This window comes from Weeksella sp. HMSC059D05, assembly GCF_001809725.1.
GTDB lineage: Bacteria > Bacteroidota > Bacteroidia > Flavobacteriales > Weeksellaceae > Weeksella > Weeksella virosa.
The window spans coordinates 90991-111076 of sequence record NZ_KV798548.1; the positions used below are offsets into that span (position 1 = coordinate 90991).

The window sequence follows — 20086 nt, forward strand, 5'->3', positions numbered from 1 at the left end:
AAAAAAAACAACTACAAAAACTACAAACGCTACATTACTGTAAATCAATAAGATAAGTATAAAAAGTATGTAGTTTTCTTGTTGCTTTTGTAGTTTCTTGTAGTTTTTCTAAAAAAAAAAACTACAGAAAACTACAACTTTTGATGGTGTTTTGAATGTAAGTAGTTGATAATCAATTTTGTAGTTATTGTAGTTATTGTAGTTCATATTTTCGCTTTAATAGGGAAAAAATGAAAAAAAAATCAAAATTTTATAAATATGATTGCTCTCTTATCGCTTCGAGTTGCCAAAGCAGAAGATTTCAAAGAAAAAATAAACAATGAAATTGTATTAAGAAGAAATTTTTGCTTCTATATTTTACAGAAAGAAACCAATAAAATCTACGGTCCCATTCTTCTTAATGATAAAATGGATATGTACGAGTTGAAGGAATACCTAGATATGGGCATCTTATATGTATCCGATAGTTATATGATGAATTTCCCTATTTGTATAGAAAAAGAAAAACCAAAAGAAACAAAATAATCAATTAATAAAATGATATGTACACGATAGACGAATACAAAATAATATTCAAAAATTGTACGAACGTAGAGGATGTAATAGAGTGTTGCAAAAGCATTCTGTACATTATAGACGAATACGGTATGGATGTTTTTACAAACGAAATGATCAATTGCATGGCACTGAAAAGAATCAGAGAATTAGAGGTATAAAAAAATTTTCCTTCCTTTGTAACAAAAAATATCGTTTTCAAACAATAATCCTTTTTTTTGGTTATATTTGTTTCATTACCAAAGCCTTATGTATCAGACAAATCACCCTTCAAAATTTCTTTGTCAACTTATTTTTTATTACAAAGATTCTTCAGTTGTTCCTATTCCGTTGCATCATCCAAACAACCATGAGAATGGTTTCTATAACTCATCGGTAAAAGGCAAATCAGATAGTGTCCGTCTAGACATTGGTTCTTTTCGCTTTTCCGAAGAGTTTCAGGAAAATAGAGCAGGCGGATTCTATACGCAGAAATTGAACTTTCGGATCAAATCATCAGCCATCAATCGAGCGAAATTATTAGAAAATATCAAAAATGTTCGGTTGATTGGCTTGGTGTACAAAGACGGTACGGAAAAGATATTCGGCAGAAATGATCGGATTCAAAACTCCAAACCAGAACTATCTACTCACTCAGACGAGAATTTCACAGAGATTAATTTCAGTTGCAATGCTATCATGCCTATTACCGATAAGTTCACGGTAAACACGGGTTATACCTATACCTATTCTTTTTCATATTTCTAGAATATTCCAGTATGAGTACTTTTCTACCTGTCACAATCAAGCCCTACTTGGTGCATATCCTCTGGAAACTATTCGATGGTAAAGAGTTCGATATGAACGGTAGGAAAATGAAGGCAATCAAGATAGATTTATCAAGTTCTCTTGGTCGCTGGCTAAGGAGTCAATGCACGAAGGCTAATCGTCCAGCAAGAGCCAAATTCTACAATATGGTTTTCGAAATAACGGACTGCTCTACCAAAAAATACAGAGGAACCGTATACCAATACGTCGACGGAAAAAATAACTTTTTGCATCTACCTACAGAATTTGTAGACGATTTCAATCATCTATTAGAAGATATCTACCGTACAAAAATATGCAGTTTTCTAGAAGCCTACGAAATGCACGGAACCATAAAGGACGGTATTAGGGATTACATGGCAAAATATGATCTAGAAGAATATAACCAGACGCTAGAGTCTATCGAACGTTTGTATATGCGAGAGAAATCCAAAACCGAAAAATTCACAAGGTACCAACACAAATGGACTCATAATATGGCTAAGAGTTGTGTCAGTAGTTAGCAGGTGATATAATCCGATATTGCCTGTAAAATTTTATACAAATGGCAGTAAAGTACCCTGAATGGATTACGAAGCTAGAAGGCATGTTGCAGTCTCCAGAAGAGATGAACGAGCTTGTAGATGTTATGCGAAACCATGCAGACGAAATCAATAATGTATACAACCTAATAAGATTACTAAATGTTGGTGTCAAAGGCTACATCACCACTTCCGACACATTACTTACGCTCAACGCTCTACCAGATGGTATCTACGAAGCCGCTACCGAAGGCACCTATGCTAATGGACTAGTGGCAAAAAAAGGCTTTTGGACAAGGTTCGAAAAGAAAGGAACTACTTGGGGAAAAATTGAAGTAGAGATGCCAAGCGTGAGCATTTCTGGAAAAGTAGAAGTAGGACAAACATCAGAAGGCATTAACGGCGATACAGCAATTAAATACATACAAAACAAGGCTATTGTGCCGTATGATTCTGCATTCGCTTCAAGTGTTGGTTATGCTTATAAGGCTATTGTCTATGCGAGTAATGGGAAAACATACCAATCAAACAAGGATAACAACAAAGATGCTTTACCAAGCGCTTCTTGGACAGAAGTAATCTTGAATATACCAAATGGCGAAGTTAAGAAAAATGAGAAAAAAGCTGTTAGTGGTGGTGAGGTGTTTGAAAAAACTGTTAGTAAGGACTCAAACAAAATACTACCACCTAATTTTGAATTTATCGAAATTGATAGACCCGATTTGGTCGGCTTTAATTCGATAATAATTGTAGATAAAAATGGCAAATACATTCCATTTTCCGTTGAAGAAGAAGAAGAAGAAGAAGAAGAAACAAAAAAAGTATTTGTTGCTCCGCCTATTGATGGCATAAATTTACTCGATGAATGGTTTAATGTAGAGAATGTTATCGCCTCGTATGATAGCCTCGTAGAATGGAATGCCTCATCTTATAAAGTGGTCAAAACTTCGGTAGGAAAGTCTTCTACTGAAGACAGAGATTTATGGATGTATTCCTTTTATCCAACCGCGTGGACAAAAAGAATTTTGATTACTTCGGCAACGCACGGAAGTGAAAAGACGTGCGTATATACATTGTATAAACTAATGGAGCAACTCGCAAAAAATACAACGAATGACCAAGCCTTAAAATATTTACGAAATAACGTTAGAATTGACGTAATTCCGATAATGTCGCCAACCTCGACTATTCGTGAATCTGGAACATTAGGTAATTCAAGGCGAATTCGTGAAACCGAACCAATTCCAATCACTTGGACGAAAAACGGAACGAAATTAACTATTTCATTCGAAGCAGTTGATTTCCCAACCTCAAATCCACGAGTAAGTGCGAATAACTATTTTTCGAATCCTGGAATCGTTGGAAAAGTTTACGTTTCAATTTTCGATTCAAATAACAAGAGCTTAGTTCCTGATGACAGCTACATAATTGAAGGCTCTGTTAATGCTCGTAGCGTTGTCCTTACTATGGGTACAACAACTTCGGGAAGTGGTACAGCTAATATGGTTGTATCCGTAGATCCAAATAGAAATGGCGAATTTGGTTGGGGTGAATATGTTTCGGTCGGAGCAAATTCAAAATATCCAGGAGATATAGTACGTAGTGTACACACAAATAAAGGCACTCGACCGTTATCACTTAACGAAATGTACGTGCTTCGTGAGTTGCTTAGAACTACTGATTATATGTTTTATTTAGATTGTCATAGTGGTTCGGGCGACAACTATTTAAATTGGTCGGGTAAGGCAGAGAACATTTTAGAAATCACGGCTTTAGCAAAAACAACACAGCAAAACTATTCTATTAGACCATTTTCAGTTTACCGACAAGATAACTTAGAAGAACCCATTCCCACGATAACGAATTATTATGGTGGTGTATTAGGTAAAGAGGGCTTGACTTTGGAATGGTCACAACCTAACAACACGGTTACACCAGCCTTTCAATTAAGCGATAGAGCAGCTACAGATTGCGTACGTTGGATTTCGATTGTTTTGTCAAGTTTTACATTTTTAAAATATTAAAATTATGTTAGTTATAAAAGATAATACGCTCGACTACGGAGAGCAAGGAGTTGAATTATACAGAGATGCAAGGGCGAATAAAGGAACGTTACTATTGCTCGATTTCAGTAATTCAACTTGCATTTCAAACGTTGGAATGCCGATAGGAAAAGAGCCAAACAATTTAGCCTATTCGAGCGTAATAAACTTAGATAATACCTTTTCGGTAGACAAACCTTTAACAGCTAAAAAAGGTTTGCATGTTTCGCAAACTACAAGTAACCAATTAGGACTTATGTTTAGAGGTTTGGGTGATTATTTAATCAACAACCCAAACAATGAAATTGCAGTTTCTATTTGGGCTGAGAGAAGTTCAGAGATTGGCGGAACAGCCAGCCGATTTATGAGAGCTGTTGACAATATAGGAATGTTTGATTTGTCTATAACTGCATCAAATGTTAGTTTCAGAATAGGAGGAGCAAGTCATACACAAACATTAAGTGCAAATACAGATAGAATAGTCCAATATATTATGTCTTGCAATCCAGCTACAAATGAGGCAAGAAGAGGATTTAATGGTTCTGTATTGGGTCTTATGAGTACTTTACCTACAGGTTATTCAGACATGGGCGAAATAGGCGTTGGAAATTTAGAGAGTTCAGGCGCAACTCAATCCCCTGTTGTGTTGTACAGAATGATAATTGAGGACTTAACCTTATCTGGTCAAAATGTCAACGATTTTGCATTGCAAGATTATAATTATGTAAATGCGCAAGGGTTATACGCAGGAATAGAAAGTAGACCGTTTTCAAATTTGTAATTGGCAAAAAACATTAAATAAAATGCAAGAAAAAATCATAATTTTTACAGATTTTCTATTCCCAAAATGGGAATTGTTTGTGGCGTTGACGCTCGCAATGACTTTCGATTTTGTGACGGGATTCATGAAAGCAAAGATTCTAAAAGTCAATCGAAACATTCAAGTCAAATCTTTATAAACCACATTAAAATGATAACAAAAAAATATCAAATCATCCTACCCTAACAACTTTGGTTAGAAAAGTAGAAGTATACAGAATAGCACTGAATATGGATATCCAGACGATCGTCGTAAATGCACGGGTGCTTCATTATATGGGCGATACTTTGTTGCCCGATTTTACAAAGGAAGTCAAGTATTGGATTGTTTCCAATAGAGACCAAGTAGTCGTGCGTGATGAAAATAACGACATCATCGAAGACGAAGGATTGCGAGGTGCTTATGATGAGTATATAAGTAAGGCTATGCCTGTTGTGACGCCTATGATAGAGAATCTTGTAGAAAATTACGATAACGAAAAAAAGATTTTCGATGTGTAACAAAAAAAAATCCATCAAAACCAAAATAGCCATCATCGCCACGCCGTTGATCCTGTTGTTTGCCTACAGGGTGAAGGTGCCGTTGCGTGATAAGCTAGAGTACTTTGTGGAGTCGCTCTTCACCTTCACGCCTTTGGCATTTATATTCGCTATCCTACAACGCTGGTTCGATGCCAATTCTCTATTCGCTATAAGCCTAGTCGGTGTATTGGTTACTAATGGTCTAGTGGGTGGTTATTTTCATTATAAAAAAGGAACGTTCGATTTACCCACGTTCGTGAAAAAAAATATAGAAATGATCGCCTATACCTTCGTGGTCTATTACTGCCTATATGTCTTGCACGAGAATATCAAGGAGACTTTTTCTACCAATCTTTTTTTGGCACTCATCAACGTAACGTCGCTCCTATTCCCGGTTAGCAAGATTTGCAAGAATGTTTTTATCCTATCAGACGGAAAACATCCTCCAGAATTTCTAATGACAAAGTTGTACAACTTTCAGAAACGTGGCGATTTACAAGAATTTTTTGAATCAAAAAAAGACTAAATATATTAAAATGAAAGTAGCATTAGTAATAGGACATACCAAGACAAAGGATAAAGGAGCTTTTTCTAATCAACTTAGACAAACTGAATTCGACTATAATTTGCAAGTTGCAGAAGCGTTGAAAGCTATTAATCCTTCAATGTTTGATATTTATACGCACGAAATCCAAGACTATTATCAGCGACAAAAAGGAATGGCATACAAACTCAATCAAAAAACTTACGATTTAGTTATAGAAATGCACTTCAATTCTGCATCGGTAACAGCGAATGGAACAGAAACCTTGTATTATTTCAATTCAAAAAAAGGAAAGGAATATGCAGAGATTTTATCAAAAAAAATTAGCGAGGATTTCGGTACAAAATTGAGAGGTGTAAATGGAGCAAAAGCGTTAGTAAATAAAAACGATAGAGGTTATTGGTTTGTCTATTTGCCGAAAGCGCCTGCAGTAATATTAGAGCCTTTTTTCGGGAGTAATCCAGCCGAAGCTGAAAAATTTAAAGACGTAAGCAAATACGCTCGTTCAATTTATAATGCAATTCTAAAATTTAAATAAATGAATCGAAACATAAAAAATATAATAAAAGCGTTATTCTTTATTTTCGGAGCGTTGGCGATTCTGTCGGCTTGCAAAACCAAGCAAATCGCAAGCGAGCTATCGCACGAAAAAGAAGTAACCAACTCCGAAAAAGTAGCGTCAGAAACAGAAGAAGCATCAATCGTTCGCGAACGGTACGATTTCTTGAAGGAAAACAGGTTGCTCAGTTCGTATATGAATCTGTTCGATTTTTCCTACGATGGAAAAGAAAACGACAAAGCTTCTGTTGTTCTCGAGCAAACAGAAAAAGGTCTGCGAATGGATATACAAGGTGCGATGCGCGCTAACATGAAGCAGGAATCGAGCAAACAAGAAGAAAATCATACCAAAATAAACTATGAAAAAATAGATTCTATTGTTGATAAAAAAATAACCGAAAACATTTCTCAAATAACCGAGATGATCCGACATCAAAACTCGCGAACAAAAGAAATACAAGTAAAAGGATTGCAGTTTGGCATGTTCGCATTGCTAGCCATTCTTATTACCATTGTCGTTTTTTCGTTTGCCATTTACATATACATCAAGAAGTTGACTTAATTTCTATTTCATTCATTTTTTGTGTTTTTTTTATTTAGTAAAAAAAGGGGCATTTGCTCCTTTTTTTGTGGGGGGAATTGTTTTAAAAAATAAATACTAAAAAGTTTGCAAGTATAGAAAAAAGCTATATATTTGCAATAGAAAATTAAACGAAATATTAATAACAAAAACATTAGAGATTATGAAAACTTACACAACATCAGAAATCGCAGAGTTCAATTACACAGTAGATTACGCTTCATCTTTACCTTCTGGTTATGGCCATCGTAAGATCACCGTTTGTATTATTGCTGAAAACGGTGATAAAAAAGAATTTAATTCAACGACTAATAACATGTATGATTTTGATCAAGCTATGAATTTAGAGGGGCAAGAGAAATATGAAGCTTTGTTTGATTTAGTAGAAGATAATTTAGATGGCAAAATAGCCGAATGGCTTTACTGGCAAGAATAAAAATCAAAAGCCCCGAAAATCGGGGCTTTCTTAGAAAATCAAACTTCTAATATTAATCAAAATAGAAATTATGGATACAAAGATACACCAAATAAAATTACCTAAGTTCATTCATTGCGAAAACGAACCAAAAAACGGAGAAATCATCCACGACAACAGGCAGTTTATCTATTGCCCAGAGTACCTTAGTTTGGTAGAAATCGTTCCGCTAGATGCTTATCAAATTCATTATAGTATGGATTTTCCTCAGAAGCATTTCAATTATTACTCCGAGCGATATCAAGAGGAAGAGGATTACCTGTTGGTATTGGTGCAGAATAATATCGAAGTAGTGAATCAAAGTAGAGAAATAGAAATTATGCAGAAGAAATACCAACCATTGACCGTCGACCAAATACTCGATGAAGCTTGGAATTATTACGAAAATTATCTAATATGGGAAGATCAACAGTTATGAAAGAATCAGACAAAGCCAAGCGACTAATTCTATTTCTAGAGGAAGTACGACTCAAAAAAAACATGAGCCGTTACCGACTATCCAAACTTACAGATCTACCCGAGTCGACCATCAAGCGAACGCTTGATTTTATGAATGAGCCATTATTATCTAATTTCCTTAAGATTGCCGATGCACTCGAGGTGAAGGTTTCGGCAGAAGTACTCAATGAAGCGAGCAATAAATAATAAACAAGGTTCAGCGACATAATATGACGTTCAAAGTGTTATTTTCGCAGATAAAAGTTAATAGAAATGAAAAAGGCACTAGATGAACTTACTCGAGAAGAATGTTTGGAAATGATAGAAAACCTCAATTTAATTTTCATCGATTGGAACTCCAGCGACTTAGCTTCCGATGTCAATACCCGAGAGTCGGTAACCAATACCATTTTCGCACTGAAAAAAGGATTACGGAAAAGGCTAGCATCTAACGAAAAAAAACAAAAAAAGCTGTAATTTATTGCAGCTTTTTTTGTGTCAGCTTGTATTTCGCAACATATCAGCATATTGCAAGAAAATCATTTGTATGGAAGCGAAATTAGAGATATTAGATACTATCAAGCATATTGAACTCTCAGAAATAGATAAATTCAATCAATTACTATCCTTTTACAAAAAACATTCTCAGAAAAATAGAGTTCTAGAAGCCATGCTCAATAGATCAGGCTATTCTGTAGCTACTTATAAGAAATTGATTTATGAGTTGCAAGTTCTCTACAAAATAACCGATGTAGAGTTATCAGACCATATATTACCGAAGCACTCAACTAATTGCAATGAGTGTCTACCAAGAGAAAATGATCATACGATTGTCATTAAAAAAAAAGACAAAACTCAAGTAGAAGCAAAAGGAAATAGTAAGTTCCGAGATGAGTTTTCTTTTCTAGACGACGAAGACACCCCGGCAGAACTGAAGATTTTGGCTTCTGATAGAATTTCCACCTACAGGCAACTTCAAGAAAAGCGAAAAGAACTAGAAAATGAAACACTAACGAATAGCCAACGAGCAGCACTAACCAAAGAAATAACACAATTAGACGAAGAAAACAGCCTCCTATGGGACGAGCTGAAGCATTACCAAAACAAGAAGGAAATACTAGGTAAACACGAAATATTCCTTACTTACAACCTAGAGAAAAAGGTAAAACTAATGTCTGCTCCAGAAATTCTCCAGCGTGCAGAAACACTCAAAAATCAAGTAAGAACAGCAAAAATGGCACGAGGAAGGGCAGAGAAAAAAAACGATACAGAAAAAATAGAAGAACTTAACCAAAAAATCAAACGCCTGGAGACGGAATATAGGTTAATCGTAAAATCGATAGAAAAGAAAAGTGAATAAATATTTTGATCTGAAAAAAACAGTCATAGCCAATGAGGAGATAGTTCATCAAGAACCACTAGCCAACAAGTATCTATTAAATCATTACGAAAAAATAAAAAATATTAATAGAGATTTGGGTAGGCTACCCACAGATGGCGAAATTATATGGTTGCAAAGTGACACCCAATTCAACGCCTTTACTTTCATTCCGTTTATCACTCAGTTCGAGCAAATAGAGCATCTCTACGCCAGCACCTACTCTATTGCTGTTCGTGTAGTAGATGCTCTATTGAGGTTAATAGACCAGGGAAAGATAAACGAAGTAACATTGCTAATATCGGACTCGTTGAAACAAAGGAATCCGAAAACAATCGATAAAATATTAGCTTACGAAAATCATTACGAGAATTTGCATATAAAGTTTGCATGGAATCATAGTAAGGTAGCATTAGCCAAAACAAAAAACAATCACTTCATTATAGAAGGTTCGGGTAATTGGTCAGAAAATGCACATTACGAGCAATATATTTTCGCTAACGATCAAGCCGCTTTCGATTTCCGTATTAAACTATTCACCGAGTCAATCGAGCGGTAAATAGTTATTAGTAACAAGAGCCTAATCAATAGAAAACATGAGCGATCAACAAAAAAACGAAATCATTACAAAACCTCTATTACTCACAGAAGAAGAATACGAGCAAATAGAGATTATGGCATCTTGCAATTACACTATAAAACAAATGGCACTCTATCTAGACGTTCCATATGTCCATTTCAATATTTTGGCGTACGAAAAATCATCAGAAGTATACCGAAGAATTCAAAAAGGTAGACTAGAGCCCGATTTTCTTATCGATAAAGCTATGCAAGAGTCTGCAATCAAGGGCAATGTTACGGTTATTCAGCAACGAGAAAAAAACAAAGAAGCTAGGCGAATAGAAGACATCAAAAATCACTTTTTCTCATGAATATAGATAATATTACATTAGACGATATATACGACTTCATCAATACCAATTACGGTAACAAAAAAATCATTCCAGAAGAGAAGATACCCGTAATGCAGTATATGGAGTTGCTAGACAAAATACGAGCAATGGACCTCAGAATTGGCGAGTATGGCTCAAGAGACCATATCATCCGACACCTAATGAAAGAGGGTCTGTCACGTTACAAAGCATCGAAAGCCTACGAAGACGCTATGGAGTTCTACTATTGCGACCAATCCATCTCCAGAGATGCACTCCGTAACCGTATAGCACAAAAGATAGAAGCGCAGATAAACGCAGCGTTGTTAATGGCTAATAATGCCAAAGATACCATTGCCGCTATCAAACTATGGAAAGACGTTTTCACTATTCTAGGATTGGATAAAGAAGATCCACCAAAATACGATCCAGCATCATCAGGTAAAATGGTAGCTCTCTATTCTTATAATATGAAAGAACTAGGATTAGAATCTGTGGTAGACAAAGAAAAAGTAAGAAAATTCATACAAGAAGCACCGCTCACCGATGCCGAGAAAGAATATGCGATGCGTCAAGCCCTTATTCTTCCTAATAAATTCCTAAACAATAATACAGATGTCAATCAGTCCGAATGATCCATTGGTAGAACCTCGCTTTGCGTCTTGGTTCAAAATGCAAATGGATATGGTGAAACCAAAGAATTACTACGGTATATCAGGTCGTGCTACGGCAAAATCATCCGATATCCTCGCCGAACGGTCTATGGAAATAGCCGAAGACATGCCAAGAGCGTATTTTGCTTGGGTAGCCGACACCTACGAGAATGCATTAGCCAACGTTCGCGATGCCCTTATCGAAGGTTGGAACCGAAAAGGCTGGGTAGAAGGCGTTCATTATGTACTAGACGAGCGGCCGCCGAAATATTTCGAGAAGCCCTACAAGTCGCCAAAAACCTTCAAGCATACCATGAGCATCTACAATGGTTGTTTCTTCCGGATCGTTTCACTCAAACAACCATCGAGTGCGGCGGGTAATTCCTACCAACATTTATTTGGCGATGAAGCGAAATATTTCGACGAAGAAAAACTGAAGAAACTCACCCCCGCCATCCGAGGTGAGTATGCAAAGTTTTCGCAATCCGTCTACTACCGTGGCCGAACCTTCACGACCGATATGCCTAATGTGACAGAAGGTGAATTCGATTGGATATTGCAGCAGGAAAAAAATATGGACGTAGAACAAATTAAGCTAATTGTATCCATATTCGACCAGCTGAACGACTGTAGAAAGCAATATTTCAGAGCTGTAAAATTCAGAGACAACACAAGACTACCAGCTATTGAGCGACGCCTAGTAAAATTACAAGCCTACTATAATCGAGCTAGACGAGAAAGCACCTTGTTTTCCGTTGGGTCATCGTTTGCCAATATAGAGATACTTACATTAGGTTATTTCGAGGATACTCTGAGTGGTGGGAATATAGAAGACTTCAAGACGTCGATACTATCTTTACCACCTTCTGTTCCTCAAGGAGCAAAATTTTATCAAAACCTTGGGCAACATCACCTTTTTGATGATGGTTTCAAAGATTCTTTTATCAACAACTATTCTTTGCACGAAAGTTTCAATCCTACAGCAAAAGATCTGAAGAGCAGTTACTATAAAAAAAATCTACCAATCAGTGCAGGTGTAGATTTCGGGGATATGATTTCTATTGTTACCGGTCAAGAGGCAGACAATTATATCTATGCACTGAAGAATTTCTATGCCGTACCAGATAAAGAGCTAGACAAATATATTACCGAGCAAAGTTTTACACTCAATAAAATTGCAAGACAGTTTGTTGCATTCTATAGAGGACATGGCAAGAAAGAACTACATCTTTATTACGATCGTAGTGGTAATGCCTATCAGAACATCAATCGAGATTGGGCGAATGATATGAAGATTGCGATCGAAAAGGCAGGAGCAGATATCGGTGAGAAATGGAAAGTTGAACTGATGTCTCGAGGGCAGAAAACAATCTACCAAGCCGAAGAATATCGTTTTATGCTGAAGTATCTATCCGAAGGATTCGAAGGAATTCCTAATGTCCGAATATTTCAAAATCTTAATAGAGAATTGATATCATCACTCAAGTTGACCAAAATAAAAGTCCGCAAAGACAAAAAAGGAAATACCGTAATCGAGAAGGATAAATCTTCCGAAAGTTTGCCCTATCATTTGCGACCGATGTACTCTACCAACTTTTCAGACGCTTTCAAGTACTGGCTTATGCGTCCAGTTTGGCGAGATGTATCCAAAGGAAAGTCAGCCGGTTCAGACACTTTTATCGATATGGGAGTATTCTAGAAAAGAAAAAGCCTTCAAGATATTTTGTCCATGAAAATACTTTTGAATGGGAACAAAATACGCCGAAGGCGTGCGATTTTTTTTTATTAGAACCAAAAAAACACACTCTTTTTGGGAGTGTGTTTTTATTGTTATTTATAAAAATTTTCATAAGCTTTAACAACTTGATTGTATGCGTACCTTTTGGCTTCTTGATGCATTTCTTTGTTGGAATCATCATCCAGCCAGTCGTAGCACTCAGAATTGTGGGTGAAAACTCTAATTTTTTTGCCTTTATAATTTGCAACAATTATATAACTTCCGTAACCGCTAGCTCTTTCAATTGATAAATCAATTTTTCTAAATTTTGCCATAATTATTTCCTCGTATTTGTATCGGTGCGAGTTCCGTTTTTGATTAATATTTCGTTTGATTTTCTATTGCAAATATACAACTTTTCTTTATACTTGCAAACCTACAAGTAAACAATTTAAAAAATTATTTCATTTTCTTCCTCTATTTCTTCAACCTGTTTATTAGAGAATATATAAGCAATCGGGAAAAATTGTATATTTTTTGTTTCCGCCTCTTTTCCTCGCTCTTTATCTTCTAGAATATTAAGGGTTACCCCCTTTTTTTTACCCCAAATTGGTCTACCTTTTTCACCTTTTTTCACAATTTTTCCTTTTTCTTTCCAACCTTTATAAGTGTTGAACTCTGATTCTTCTGGGCTTGTGTAGAAATTTGTTACTATAATTTGATTAATTGTTCGAGATTCAAATGATTCTTCTTGCATCATCCTTGCAAGTTTGCTAATTCTTATTAATTCTTGTCTCGCTTGTGTTGCTCTTGTGTTTTTTTCTTGTTTTTTCATGGCTTGTAAATTTTATATTTCGTTAATAATTGATTTAAAAGAATGTTCGGTTATTATCAAATGGTCAAGAACCTTTATATCTAGAATTTCACCAGCTTTTTTAATTTTTTGGGTTATTTCAATATCTGCATTACTTGGGTTCAGTTTCCCGCTTGGGTGATTGTGTACTAATATTATAGCGGTTGCAAGTGATAGAATAGCATTATTAAAAATTAACCGAATATCTACGTTTACACTTGTTATACCTCCTTTTCCTATCCTAGAATAGCCCAAAACATTATTACTATTGTCTAGATATATTGTAAAAAAACTTTCAAAAATTCCTTCTTCTCCTTGATAAATAGTTCTAGCGAATTGATTAACATCATATTCGTTTTTGATTGTTATTTTTTTTGTTTGTTGGTTTGTTTTATACTTTTTTGTCAAACAATATTCAAATGTGAAAGATTCGTTAAGTGTGTTCATGGCGTGTAAAAAAAATTATTAAAAAATATATTGGTTGTAGTCGCTGTTTATTTGTGATTCTCTAGCCTCTTTAATGAAAAGACAAGCAATTGCAAAGGCTTTGTTGTATTCGTTTTTTACAAACTTCCTAAAATATTGAAAGTCCATTTGGGTATATAGATGTGAATACCCTTTTTCGTGTAGTAATGTTTTTACTTGCTGTTCTAGCGAAATTTTTCTAATTTTGTTCATGTTATTAATTTTATTTGCTTAGTGGAATTTTTAACTTTTTTTTCAACCTCGATAGCGCCAACTATCGGGGTTTTTTGTTTCCTTTCCCGTTTTTGATTACATCAAAGATACAAAAAAAGTCGTAAAAAACACGATTTTGAGTAAAAAATAATTAACTTTTTTCTTTAATTAAAACGATTCTAAATAAAACACATAAATAGTTAATATTCAATAAAATAAGTATAGCATATAAAATTCTAAAGTTCTAAACGCTTGACTATCATAAGAAAATCATAATTTTTTAAAAGTTATGATTTTCTGCAAGGTTGGAAGCTCCGCCCCGCTCACTTTGTTTTTTCAACGTTAAGAACGAGTAAATAAAAAAGAGATATGATTCTCAACCATTTTCGGAGATTTTTCCAAAATCGACTTCATTCAACCAAATTGGTAAGATGAGTAAAGTATCTTAGTAAGATGTTACTATTCTACTATATATATTCTGCTATTCCATGTGTCAGTTAATTTGCAGTAGGTATTATACATATTTGGCATTATGAAACCATTGAATTATATCAACGCACTTAGACGTATGCGAGAACTTACCGACAATGGAGTGCCGTTTGATTTTGAGTTCGTAAAAATGAACGGTGAAATAAAAGTAGTTTCCAATGCCGTGCTAAGGAAAGGATATAGAAACAACCAATCTGATAGAGCTAAGTTTCTAATAGCCTATAAAGATTTGGATACGGGTGAAGATAGACAATTTCATAGATCATTATTGTTGAAAGTGAAAGGTTATAAAGTGATAATATAGTATGAGTAGATATAGAGAGATACAAGAAGGTTCGGATGTTATATATGTTAGTGATGTAGGTGCAGTGTCGTTTTCAACTATTCAGAGTCCAAGAGGTGAAAAGGAAACGGATATACGCACATTCGATTCACTAGCATGGAATGACCGAATATATAATATTGGAGATTATGCAGTTTTCCCATACGGAGATACAAATGATTTACCTGATATTATACGGGATGTGATTTATAATAATTACATAGCACCAGGTTTATTAACCAAAAAAAGAAATCTTCTGTGGGGAAATGGACCGAGATTATATAGAGAAGAGTATGAAGGCAACCAGATCATTCGGGTGCTTGAAAGAAACAAGGAAATAGAATCATGGCTAGAGTCTTTCGATTATGAAAGTTACCTTCTTAAGTGCTTGAAAGATTACAATCATATCGAGTCTGTTACAACAAAATTTGAATTAGGAAAGGGATTTGATTTCGGGAAAAACTTTATATCGAAACTCGAACATATACCAGTTAATAAAGTTAGAAAGGCTGCATTAAGTGGTTCTACCAATCATATAGAAGGAAACCCTACCCATGTAATTGTTAATAAAGTGTCTGGTAATGTTTTCACTGCAAATGAATTTGGCAAAGTCTATCCTTTATTCGATTATAGAAATCCATACAAATACAAAAATTCGGTAATGTATAGTAACGAATATTCATTCGGTATCGATATCTATACGCTACCCGATATATTCGGTGCCTTGGAATGGTTGAGAAGGTCTACTGCCACACCGTTAATTCTCAAAGCTTTCACCGATAATTCTATTAATCTGAAATTCCATGTTGAGTCACCTCAATTGTATTGGGATAGAAAAAAAGAAGATTTGAAGCGCAAGTGCGAAGAAAGTGGATTAGAATATAATGACTCTATGATGGTGGCTTATACCAGGAAAGTATTCGATAAAATTACCTCTGTCTTAAGCGGAGCGGATAATTCTGGAAAGATGTGGCATACGATCAAGCTAACCGGCACAGATGGAGAGGACTTGAAAGAGTATGGGTGGACAATAAAGGCTATTGATCAAAATGTAAAAGATTTTATAACAGCTCAAATAGATGTGAGTAAAAGAGCAGATTATGCCGTGGGTGCTTCGGTAGGATTACATTCTGCCTTAGGTAATATTTCAGAAACAGGTAAATCAGATTCGGGTTCTGAGCAACTCTATGCGCATCAAACCTATTTAGCAACCAATATTAATGTGCCGGAAATCATCACAACTAAAGCGATTAATACGGCTATAAAGTTGAATTTCCCAGAAGCCGACCTTAAGATAGGCTTTCACCATGTAGGAGTTAGAAGACAGCAAAACGAAACGCCAAGTGAAAGATTGATAAATCAATAATGTTATGGAGTTACTATTCAAATCTACTAGAGACCTCTTGCCATTTCTGCCGATGCTAGACGCTAATATTACATTCGACCGTTTGGTAATGGATCTAGAAATTGCTACTTACGATATGCAAAGAATGATAAGTAGAGAAATATACGATTATGCAATAGATGGAAACGATTTGCAATTGAAGAAATTTATTTCGCATTCTATTGCCTTAGATGGCTATCGAAATTATGTAAAACAAACCGATGTTTCTCATACCAATGAAGGACGAGTTGTAAGATTGAACGATCAAGAAAAGATTCCGTTTGAGTGGATGATTGAGCGTGACAACCAAAATCTAGAGAGAAAGTACTATCAAAGTTTGGATAGACTATTCGAGCATTTGTATGAGCATAATCCAGAGAATTGGAAAAGTAAAAAAGAATATAAAGAATGTACCAATAGACTATTCAGAACAACTAGTGATTTCGATAAATATTTTGTGATAGAGTCAAGATATCTATTAATGAAATTAGCTCCAGCTATTAATAAGTGTATAGAAGAAGAAATAAAACCAAGACTTAATGCAGTGTTGTACGAGGAACTGCTCGTCAAGATGAACGCTGACGTCATCCGAGACAACACTGTATTATTTGACAAAATAAAACAAGCATGCGCTTATTACTCTCTGCATTGGTCAATTACAAGAATGTCCGCAACTTTATTTCCTGAAGGTGCATTGCAGATATATGTTAATAATACCAATAGTTTGACAGGCAAACAAGCTCCGAAAAAAAGTGAAATAGGCGTAATATCCAATCTATTCCTTCAGGACTTCAATTCGGCGATTGCTGATATAGAAGTTCTAGCGAAGCCAAAAATAGAAGCTAGACCCTTTTCAATAGAAGACATGGTGAATATTAATAACGATGATCGAATTATCAATCTATGATCCCAATTGAATTTCCAGAGAAGAAACTGCGAGTTTATTTCCCAGAAAACCTATCGGAGTGTAACAAGAAAGAGTACATCAATGTTGCCCGTTTTGCCTTTGCTTATCAGAACAAGGAAATAAACCTAGACCAAATGAAAACACTCATGGTATATTCAATTCTAGGGTTGAAGAAATCCAAGAAGAAATTAACCGAGAAGTATTCAGAAGAAATATGGGCAAACATCGCATTGCTAACAGAAATTACAGAAGGCTTCTTCATCATAGATGAAGAGAAAATGGCTTATAGATTGAATATTGATTTTCTTGAGAATAAAATAGACTATTTCAAATTATTTTTTACCAAATATTATGGACCACAAGATCCATTGAAAGACATTAATGTTGGGCAATGGATAGATGCAGTAGAGTTAATATTAGACGATTCGAAATATCCAGACAAAAATAATCTTGCAGGGCTTTTATCTATATTTTATCTCAAAAAAAACGAAAAGTATGATGAGCATTATGTAGCGAATAAGAGAGAAAAAAGAAAAGAAAAGTTTCGTTTCATAGATCCAGGAATTAGCTTTGGTTTCAAATTGTTTCTTATTTCGTTCATGAACTATCTCAACAGCGCATCGGTAGAAGTCAATGGAGAAATTATAGACTTATCTATTATATTCGAGTCAGACCCAAAAGATAATTACATATCACCAAGACCGGGTATAGGAATTAGAAATACAGCTTTTTCCATGGCACAAACAGGTGAGTTTGGCGATTATCAATCGGTAAGAAAAGAAGAATTAGGCAACTTTATGTATCGACTCTACGAGTTGAAGAAATATTACTTAGACGAAAAAGAAAAAGAGGAGCAAAAAAAATAATATGATAGATGTTATTAGATTATACGAATATGGTCAAGAAATTAAGGCAGCAGATATAGGAGTCAATCGATTTCGGATGGTTGATACTCCAGATAAACTCGTCGAGGAATTGAAAGATTTCAACAAAGAATCCAACCATTTATTAATAATAGTTTTGCCTTCGCACAATGCAGGAAAATCAACCAGTTTCGACGATCTAGCGTTCAATAACGTTACGCAATTCTACGTTCTAGAAAAGTATGATAGCCGAGCGTATGTAGATAATTTCGAGGAAATGAAAATCTTTCAGCGTACACAAGACACAATGCGAAAACTCCTAGAAAAAATAAGAAACGATCAAGAAACAGACAGTCAATATTGCGATATTCTCAACCAAATATCCGTGGCAAGCATGCAACTAGATCCTATCAGACATATTTCAGACACATTAGGATATGTTTTAACATTTTCGTTTTGAGAAAAGTCGTTATATTTACGAAAAAAATAAAATGCTAAGCGAAAAAGAAATTGATAGAATTTACCAACAAGAAGTAAGTAAAAGAGGTATTGGTAATAAAATAGGAATGAATCCCAAAGAAGTATACGACCTCAGGAACAGGAAGAAAGTATCCTTAGGTGACAAGTTAGAAATTCTTTTGATGTTGAAAAAAATACAAATCATTAGCCATGATGAAAGAGAGAAATCAAATAGTGAATGATGTCCTAGAGAGAAGATACATTAATAGAGTTCTACAAGAACAGGGAGAGAAGATTATGATTGCTCAAGATGAAATAATGCAATCTAGAGGTTTCAGTACGTCCGCTTTCAGAAGCAAAAATGCAAAAGCTATTGAAGAAAAATTAGAAATTAATGTAAAAAAACTTCATCGGTTTGTGGATATGAAAACTCGTAAAACAAATGGAGTTGTAGCCACCAAGAAAAGCCATCCTATCTACAATAGAATTATATTCGGACACATGAACAACATAATTTTCGAATTACAATACGGTTTTACAGAAGCAGTAAAAGAAGAACTGAGAAAAGTCGACCAAAAATAACCAATATCCTCTATACGTATTTTTTTACCCTTTCCAGCACTCCATCCGGAGTGCTTTTTTTGTGTCAGTATCAGCGATTTATTCTCTAATTATATTGCGATAAATAATTGTTATGAGAATTTTATTTGAACTGCAAAACGGTTTATGGGCTTTTGATTTGCTATCATCTCGCTATTACATTGATATGGCTAATGCAATACTCGACGGAAAATTTGACCCCTCAGTTCTAGGAGAAAAAGTACAAGAAAGTTCTATCTCATATTATGCTAATAGTTATGGTGAACCAATTAGACAAGATAGTAACGGCGATAAATATGGAGTTGTGGAATTGATTGGACCTATTATGCTATACGATTCGTGCTATCAATACGGAGCACAGTCAATAGTTGGTATGATGAATAGATACAACAATGATCCTAATGTGAAAGGAATTATTATGAAGGTTGACACACCCGGTGGTGCAGTATCGGCAATCAATCCTTTTATAGATTTTGCTTCTAAAAAAAAGAAACCAGTAATATCAATATGTAATCAAGCTCTATCACTTGGAGAATGGGCTACCGATATTGTTTCCGATCATAAAATGGCAAGCAACACGATATCGTCTAGATTTGGCTCTATTGGTGTGGTGGCGTCATTCCGAAATTATAAAACATATCTAGAAAATCAAGGTATAGAAGACCATGAGGTGTACGCAGACCAATCTTCATATAAGAATAAAGATTTCAAACTTGCTATGGAAGGAGATTACTCGTTGCTGAAAGAGGAGTTTCTGAATCCATTAGCTGTTTCGTTCCAAAATCAAGTAAAAAAATCTAGACCAAACCTAGACCAAAGTGTTGAGGGAATTCTAGAAGGCAGAACGTTCGACGCAAGAAAAGCCCTAGAATATGGTTTGATAGATAGTATCGGTACTCTTGAAGATGCTATCGAAATGATCAATGTACTCAATGAATCAATATATAATAACTAATTAACCTATTAATCATGAAAATAAACTGGATTAAG

The 20086-nt window shown here is 35.0% G+C and carries 31 protein-coding genes; 27 read left to right on the forward strand and 4 right to left on the reverse strand.

Annotated elements, in window-relative coordinates; genetic code table 11:
* Positions 1-258: 258 nt before the first annotated feature.
* The 19 genes from HMPREF2660_RS08580 (at position 259) to HMPREF2660_RS08665 (ending at position 12523) form a co-directional block, all read left to right on the forward strand.
* Positions 259-525 (forward strand): hypothetical protein, encoded by a 267-nt coding sequence (locus HMPREF2660_RS08580; protein WP_070486717.1) that lies wholly within the window; start codon positions 259-261, stop codon positions 523-525.
* A gap of 279 nt (positions 526-804) precedes the next feature.
* Positions 805-1302, forward strand: coding sequence for a hypothetical protein (locus HMPREF2660_RS08585; protein ID WP_070486719.1), 498 nt, complete (start codon positions 805-807; stop codon positions 1300-1302).
* An 11-nt stretch (positions 1303-1313) separates the two neighbouring features.
* Positions 1314-1865, forward strand: a complete 552-nt coding sequence (locus HMPREF2660_RS08590; RefSeq protein ID WP_070486721.1) for a hypothetical protein — start codon at positions 1314-1316, stop codon at positions 1863-1865.
* Positions 1866-1906: 41 nt separating this feature from the next.
* Complete coding sequence (locus tag HMPREF2660_RS08595; RefSeq protein ID WP_070486723.1) at positions 1907-3907, forward strand: M14 family zinc carboxypeptidase; 2001 nt, start codon at positions 1907-1909, stop codon at positions 3905-3907.
* Between the two features lie 4 nt (positions 3908-3911).
* Positions 3912-4706 carry a hypothetical protein gene (locus HMPREF2660_RS08600; protein WP_070486725.1) on the forward strand — a complete coding sequence of 265 codons (795 nt, stop codon included), beginning with the start codon at positions 3912-3914 and terminating at the stop codon, positions 4704-4706.
* Positions 4707-4728: 22 nt separating this feature from the next.
* Positions 4729-4884 carry a hypothetical protein gene (locus tag HMPREF2660_RS10995; protein ID WP_168160803.1) on the forward strand — a complete coding sequence of 52 codons (156 nt, stop codon included), beginning with the start codon at positions 4729-4731 and terminating at the stop codon, positions 4882-4884.
* A 52-nt stretch (positions 4885-4936) separates the two neighbouring features.
* On the forward strand, positions 4937-5245 hold the full coding sequence (locus tag HMPREF2660_RS08605; protein ID WP_141743580.1) for a hypothetical protein: 309 nt from the start codon (positions 4937-4939) through the stop codon (positions 5243-5245).
* Positions 5238-5792: a hypothetical protein gene (locus HMPREF2660_RS08610; RefSeq protein ID WP_070486729.1), complete on the forward strand. Its 555-nt coding sequence runs from the start codon at positions 5238-5240 to the stop codon at positions 5790-5792. The genes HMPREF2660_RS08605 and HMPREF2660_RS08610 overlap by 8 nt, the downstream gene beginning before the upstream one ends.
* Before the next feature lie 10 nt (positions 5793-5802).
* Positions 5803-6348: an N-acetylmuramoyl-L-alanine amidase family protein gene (locus HMPREF2660_RS08615; RefSeq protein ID WP_070486731.1), complete on the forward strand. Its 546-nt coding sequence runs from the start codon at positions 5803-5805 to the stop codon at positions 6346-6348.
* Positions 6349-6930 (forward strand): hypothetical protein, encoded by a 582-nt coding sequence (locus tag HMPREF2660_RS08620; protein WP_070486733.1) that lies wholly within the window; start codon positions 6349-6351, stop codon positions 6928-6930.
* 181 nt (positions 6931-7111) lie between these two features.
* Positions 7112-7384, forward strand: coding sequence for a hypothetical protein (locus tag HMPREF2660_RS08625; protein WP_070486739.1), 273 nt, complete (start codon positions 7112-7114; stop codon positions 7382-7384).
* A 70-nt stretch (positions 7385-7454) separates the two neighbouring features.
* Positions 7455-7841, forward strand: a complete 387-nt coding sequence (locus HMPREF2660_RS08630) for a hypothetical protein (RefSeq protein WP_070486741.1) — start codon at positions 7455-7457, stop codon at positions 7839-7841.
* Positions 7820-8068 carry a helix-turn-helix domain-containing protein gene (locus tag HMPREF2660_RS08635; protein WP_141743581.1) on the forward strand — a complete coding sequence of 83 codons (249 nt, stop codon included), beginning with the start codon at positions 7820-7822 and terminating at the stop codon, positions 8066-8068. The genes HMPREF2660_RS08630 and HMPREF2660_RS08635 overlap by 22 nt, the downstream gene beginning before the upstream one ends.
* A gap of 66 nt (positions 8069-8134) precedes the next feature.
* The gene (locus HMPREF2660_RS08640) at positions 8135-8338 is read left to right on the forward strand and encodes a hypothetical protein (protein WP_070486745.1); all 204 of its coding nucleotides are present in this window, start codon (positions 8135-8137) and stop codon (positions 8336-8338) included.
* A gap of 70 nt (positions 8339-8408) precedes the next feature.
* Positions 8409-9221: a hypothetical protein gene (locus HMPREF2660_RS08645; protein ID WP_070486746.1), complete on the forward strand. Its 813-nt coding sequence runs from the start codon at positions 8409-8411 to the stop codon at positions 9219-9221.
* Positions 9214-9798, forward strand: a complete 585-nt coding sequence (locus HMPREF2660_RS08650) for a hypothetical protein (protein WP_070486748.1) — start codon at positions 9214-9216, stop codon at positions 9796-9798. The genes HMPREF2660_RS08645 and HMPREF2660_RS08650 overlap by 8 nt, the downstream gene beginning before the upstream one ends.
* Positions 9799-9835: 37 nt before the next feature.
* Entirely contained in the window at positions 9836-10171 is a 336-nt protein-coding gene (locus tag HMPREF2660_RS08655; protein WP_070486750.1) for a hypothetical protein, read from the forward strand.
* Positions 10168-10806: a hypothetical protein gene (locus HMPREF2660_RS08660; RefSeq protein ID WP_070486751.1), complete on the forward strand. Its 639-nt coding sequence runs from the start codon at positions 10168-10170 to the stop codon at positions 10804-10806. The genes HMPREF2660_RS08655 and HMPREF2660_RS08660 overlap by 4 nt, the downstream gene beginning before the upstream one ends.
* Positions 10787-12523, forward strand: coding sequence for a hypothetical protein (locus HMPREF2660_RS08665; RefSeq protein WP_070486753.1), 1737 nt, complete (start codon positions 10787-10789; stop codon positions 12521-12523). Before HMPREF2660_RS08660 ends, HMPREF2660_RS08665 begins: the two co-directional genes overlap by 20 nt.
* 131 nt (positions 12524-12654) lie before the next feature.
* Here the strand turns inward: HMPREF2660_RS08665 and HMPREF2660_RS08670 are convergent, their stop codons facing one another.
* The 4 genes from HMPREF2660_RS08670 to HMPREF2660_RS08685 form a co-directional block, all read right to left on the reverse strand.
* Positions 12655-12876: a hypothetical protein gene (locus tag HMPREF2660_RS08670; RefSeq protein ID WP_070486755.1), complete on the reverse strand. Its 222-nt coding sequence runs from the start codon at positions 12874-12876 to the stop codon at positions 12655-12657.
* A gap of 116 nt (positions 12877-12992) precedes the next feature.
* On the reverse strand, positions 12993-13376 hold the full coding sequence (locus tag HMPREF2660_RS08675) for an ArdC-like ssDNA-binding domain-containing protein (RefSeq protein WP_070486759.1): 384 nt from the start codon (positions 13374-13376) through the stop codon (positions 12993-12995).
* Between the two features lie 12 nt (positions 13377-13388).
* A complete protein-coding gene (locus HMPREF2660_RS08680) occupies positions 13389-13841 on the reverse strand; it encodes a JAB domain-containing protein (protein ID WP_070486761.1) in 453 nt (150 codons plus the stop codon).
* 18 nt (positions 13842-13859) lie between these two features.
* Entirely contained in the window at positions 13860-14072 is a 213-nt protein-coding gene (locus HMPREF2660_RS08685; protein WP_070486763.1) for a hypothetical protein, read from the reverse strand.
* A gap of 532 nt (positions 14073-14604) precedes the next feature.
* Here HMPREF2660_RS08685 and HMPREF2660_RS08690 point away from each other — a divergent pair.
* The 8 genes from HMPREF2660_RS08690 (at position 14605) to HMPREF2660_RS08725 (ending at position 20051) form a co-directional block, all read left to right on the forward strand.
* A complete protein-coding gene (locus HMPREF2660_RS08690) occupies positions 14605-14865 on the forward strand; it encodes a hypothetical protein (protein ID WP_070486768.1) in 261 nt (86 codons plus the stop codon).
* Between the two features lies 1 nt (position 14866).
* The gene (locus HMPREF2660_RS08695) at positions 14867-16249 is read left to right on the forward strand and encodes a hypothetical protein (RefSeq protein WP_070486770.1); all 1383 of its coding nucleotides are present in this window, start codon (positions 14867-14869) and stop codon (positions 16247-16249) included.
* Between the two features lie 4 nt (positions 16250-16253).
* Positions 16254-17174 (forward strand): DUF6712 family protein, encoded by a 921-nt coding sequence (locus tag HMPREF2660_RS08700; protein ID WP_141743582.1) that lies wholly within the window; start codon positions 16254-16256, stop codon positions 17172-17174.
* A complete protein-coding gene (locus HMPREF2660_RS08705; protein ID WP_070486773.1) occupies positions 17171-18040 on the forward strand; it encodes a hypothetical protein in 870 nt (289 codons plus the stop codon). Before HMPREF2660_RS08700 ends, HMPREF2660_RS08705 begins: the two co-directional genes overlap by 4 nt.
* A 1-nt stretch (position 18041) precedes the next feature.
* Positions 18042-18497: a hypothetical protein gene (locus HMPREF2660_RS08710; protein WP_070486775.1), complete on the forward strand. Its 456-nt coding sequence runs from the start codon at positions 18042-18044 to the stop codon at positions 18495-18497.
* A 31-nt stretch (positions 18498-18528) separates the two neighbouring features.
* Complete coding sequence (locus HMPREF2660_RS08715) at positions 18529-18738, forward strand: hypothetical protein (protein ID WP_070486776.1); 210 nt, start codon at positions 18529-18531, stop codon at positions 18736-18738.
* On the forward strand, positions 18707-19078 hold the full coding sequence (locus HMPREF2660_RS08720) for a hypothetical protein (RefSeq protein WP_141743583.1): 372 nt from the start codon (positions 18707-18709) through the stop codon (positions 19076-19078). Before HMPREF2660_RS08715 ends, HMPREF2660_RS08720 begins: the two co-directional genes overlap by 32 nt.
* 112 nt (positions 19079-19190) lie before the next feature.
* Positions 19191-20051: a S49 family peptidase gene (locus HMPREF2660_RS08725; RefSeq protein ID WP_070486780.1), complete on the forward strand. Its 861-nt coding sequence runs from the start codon at positions 19191-19193 to the stop codon at positions 20049-20051.
* Positions 20052-20086: the final 35 nt, after the last annotated feature.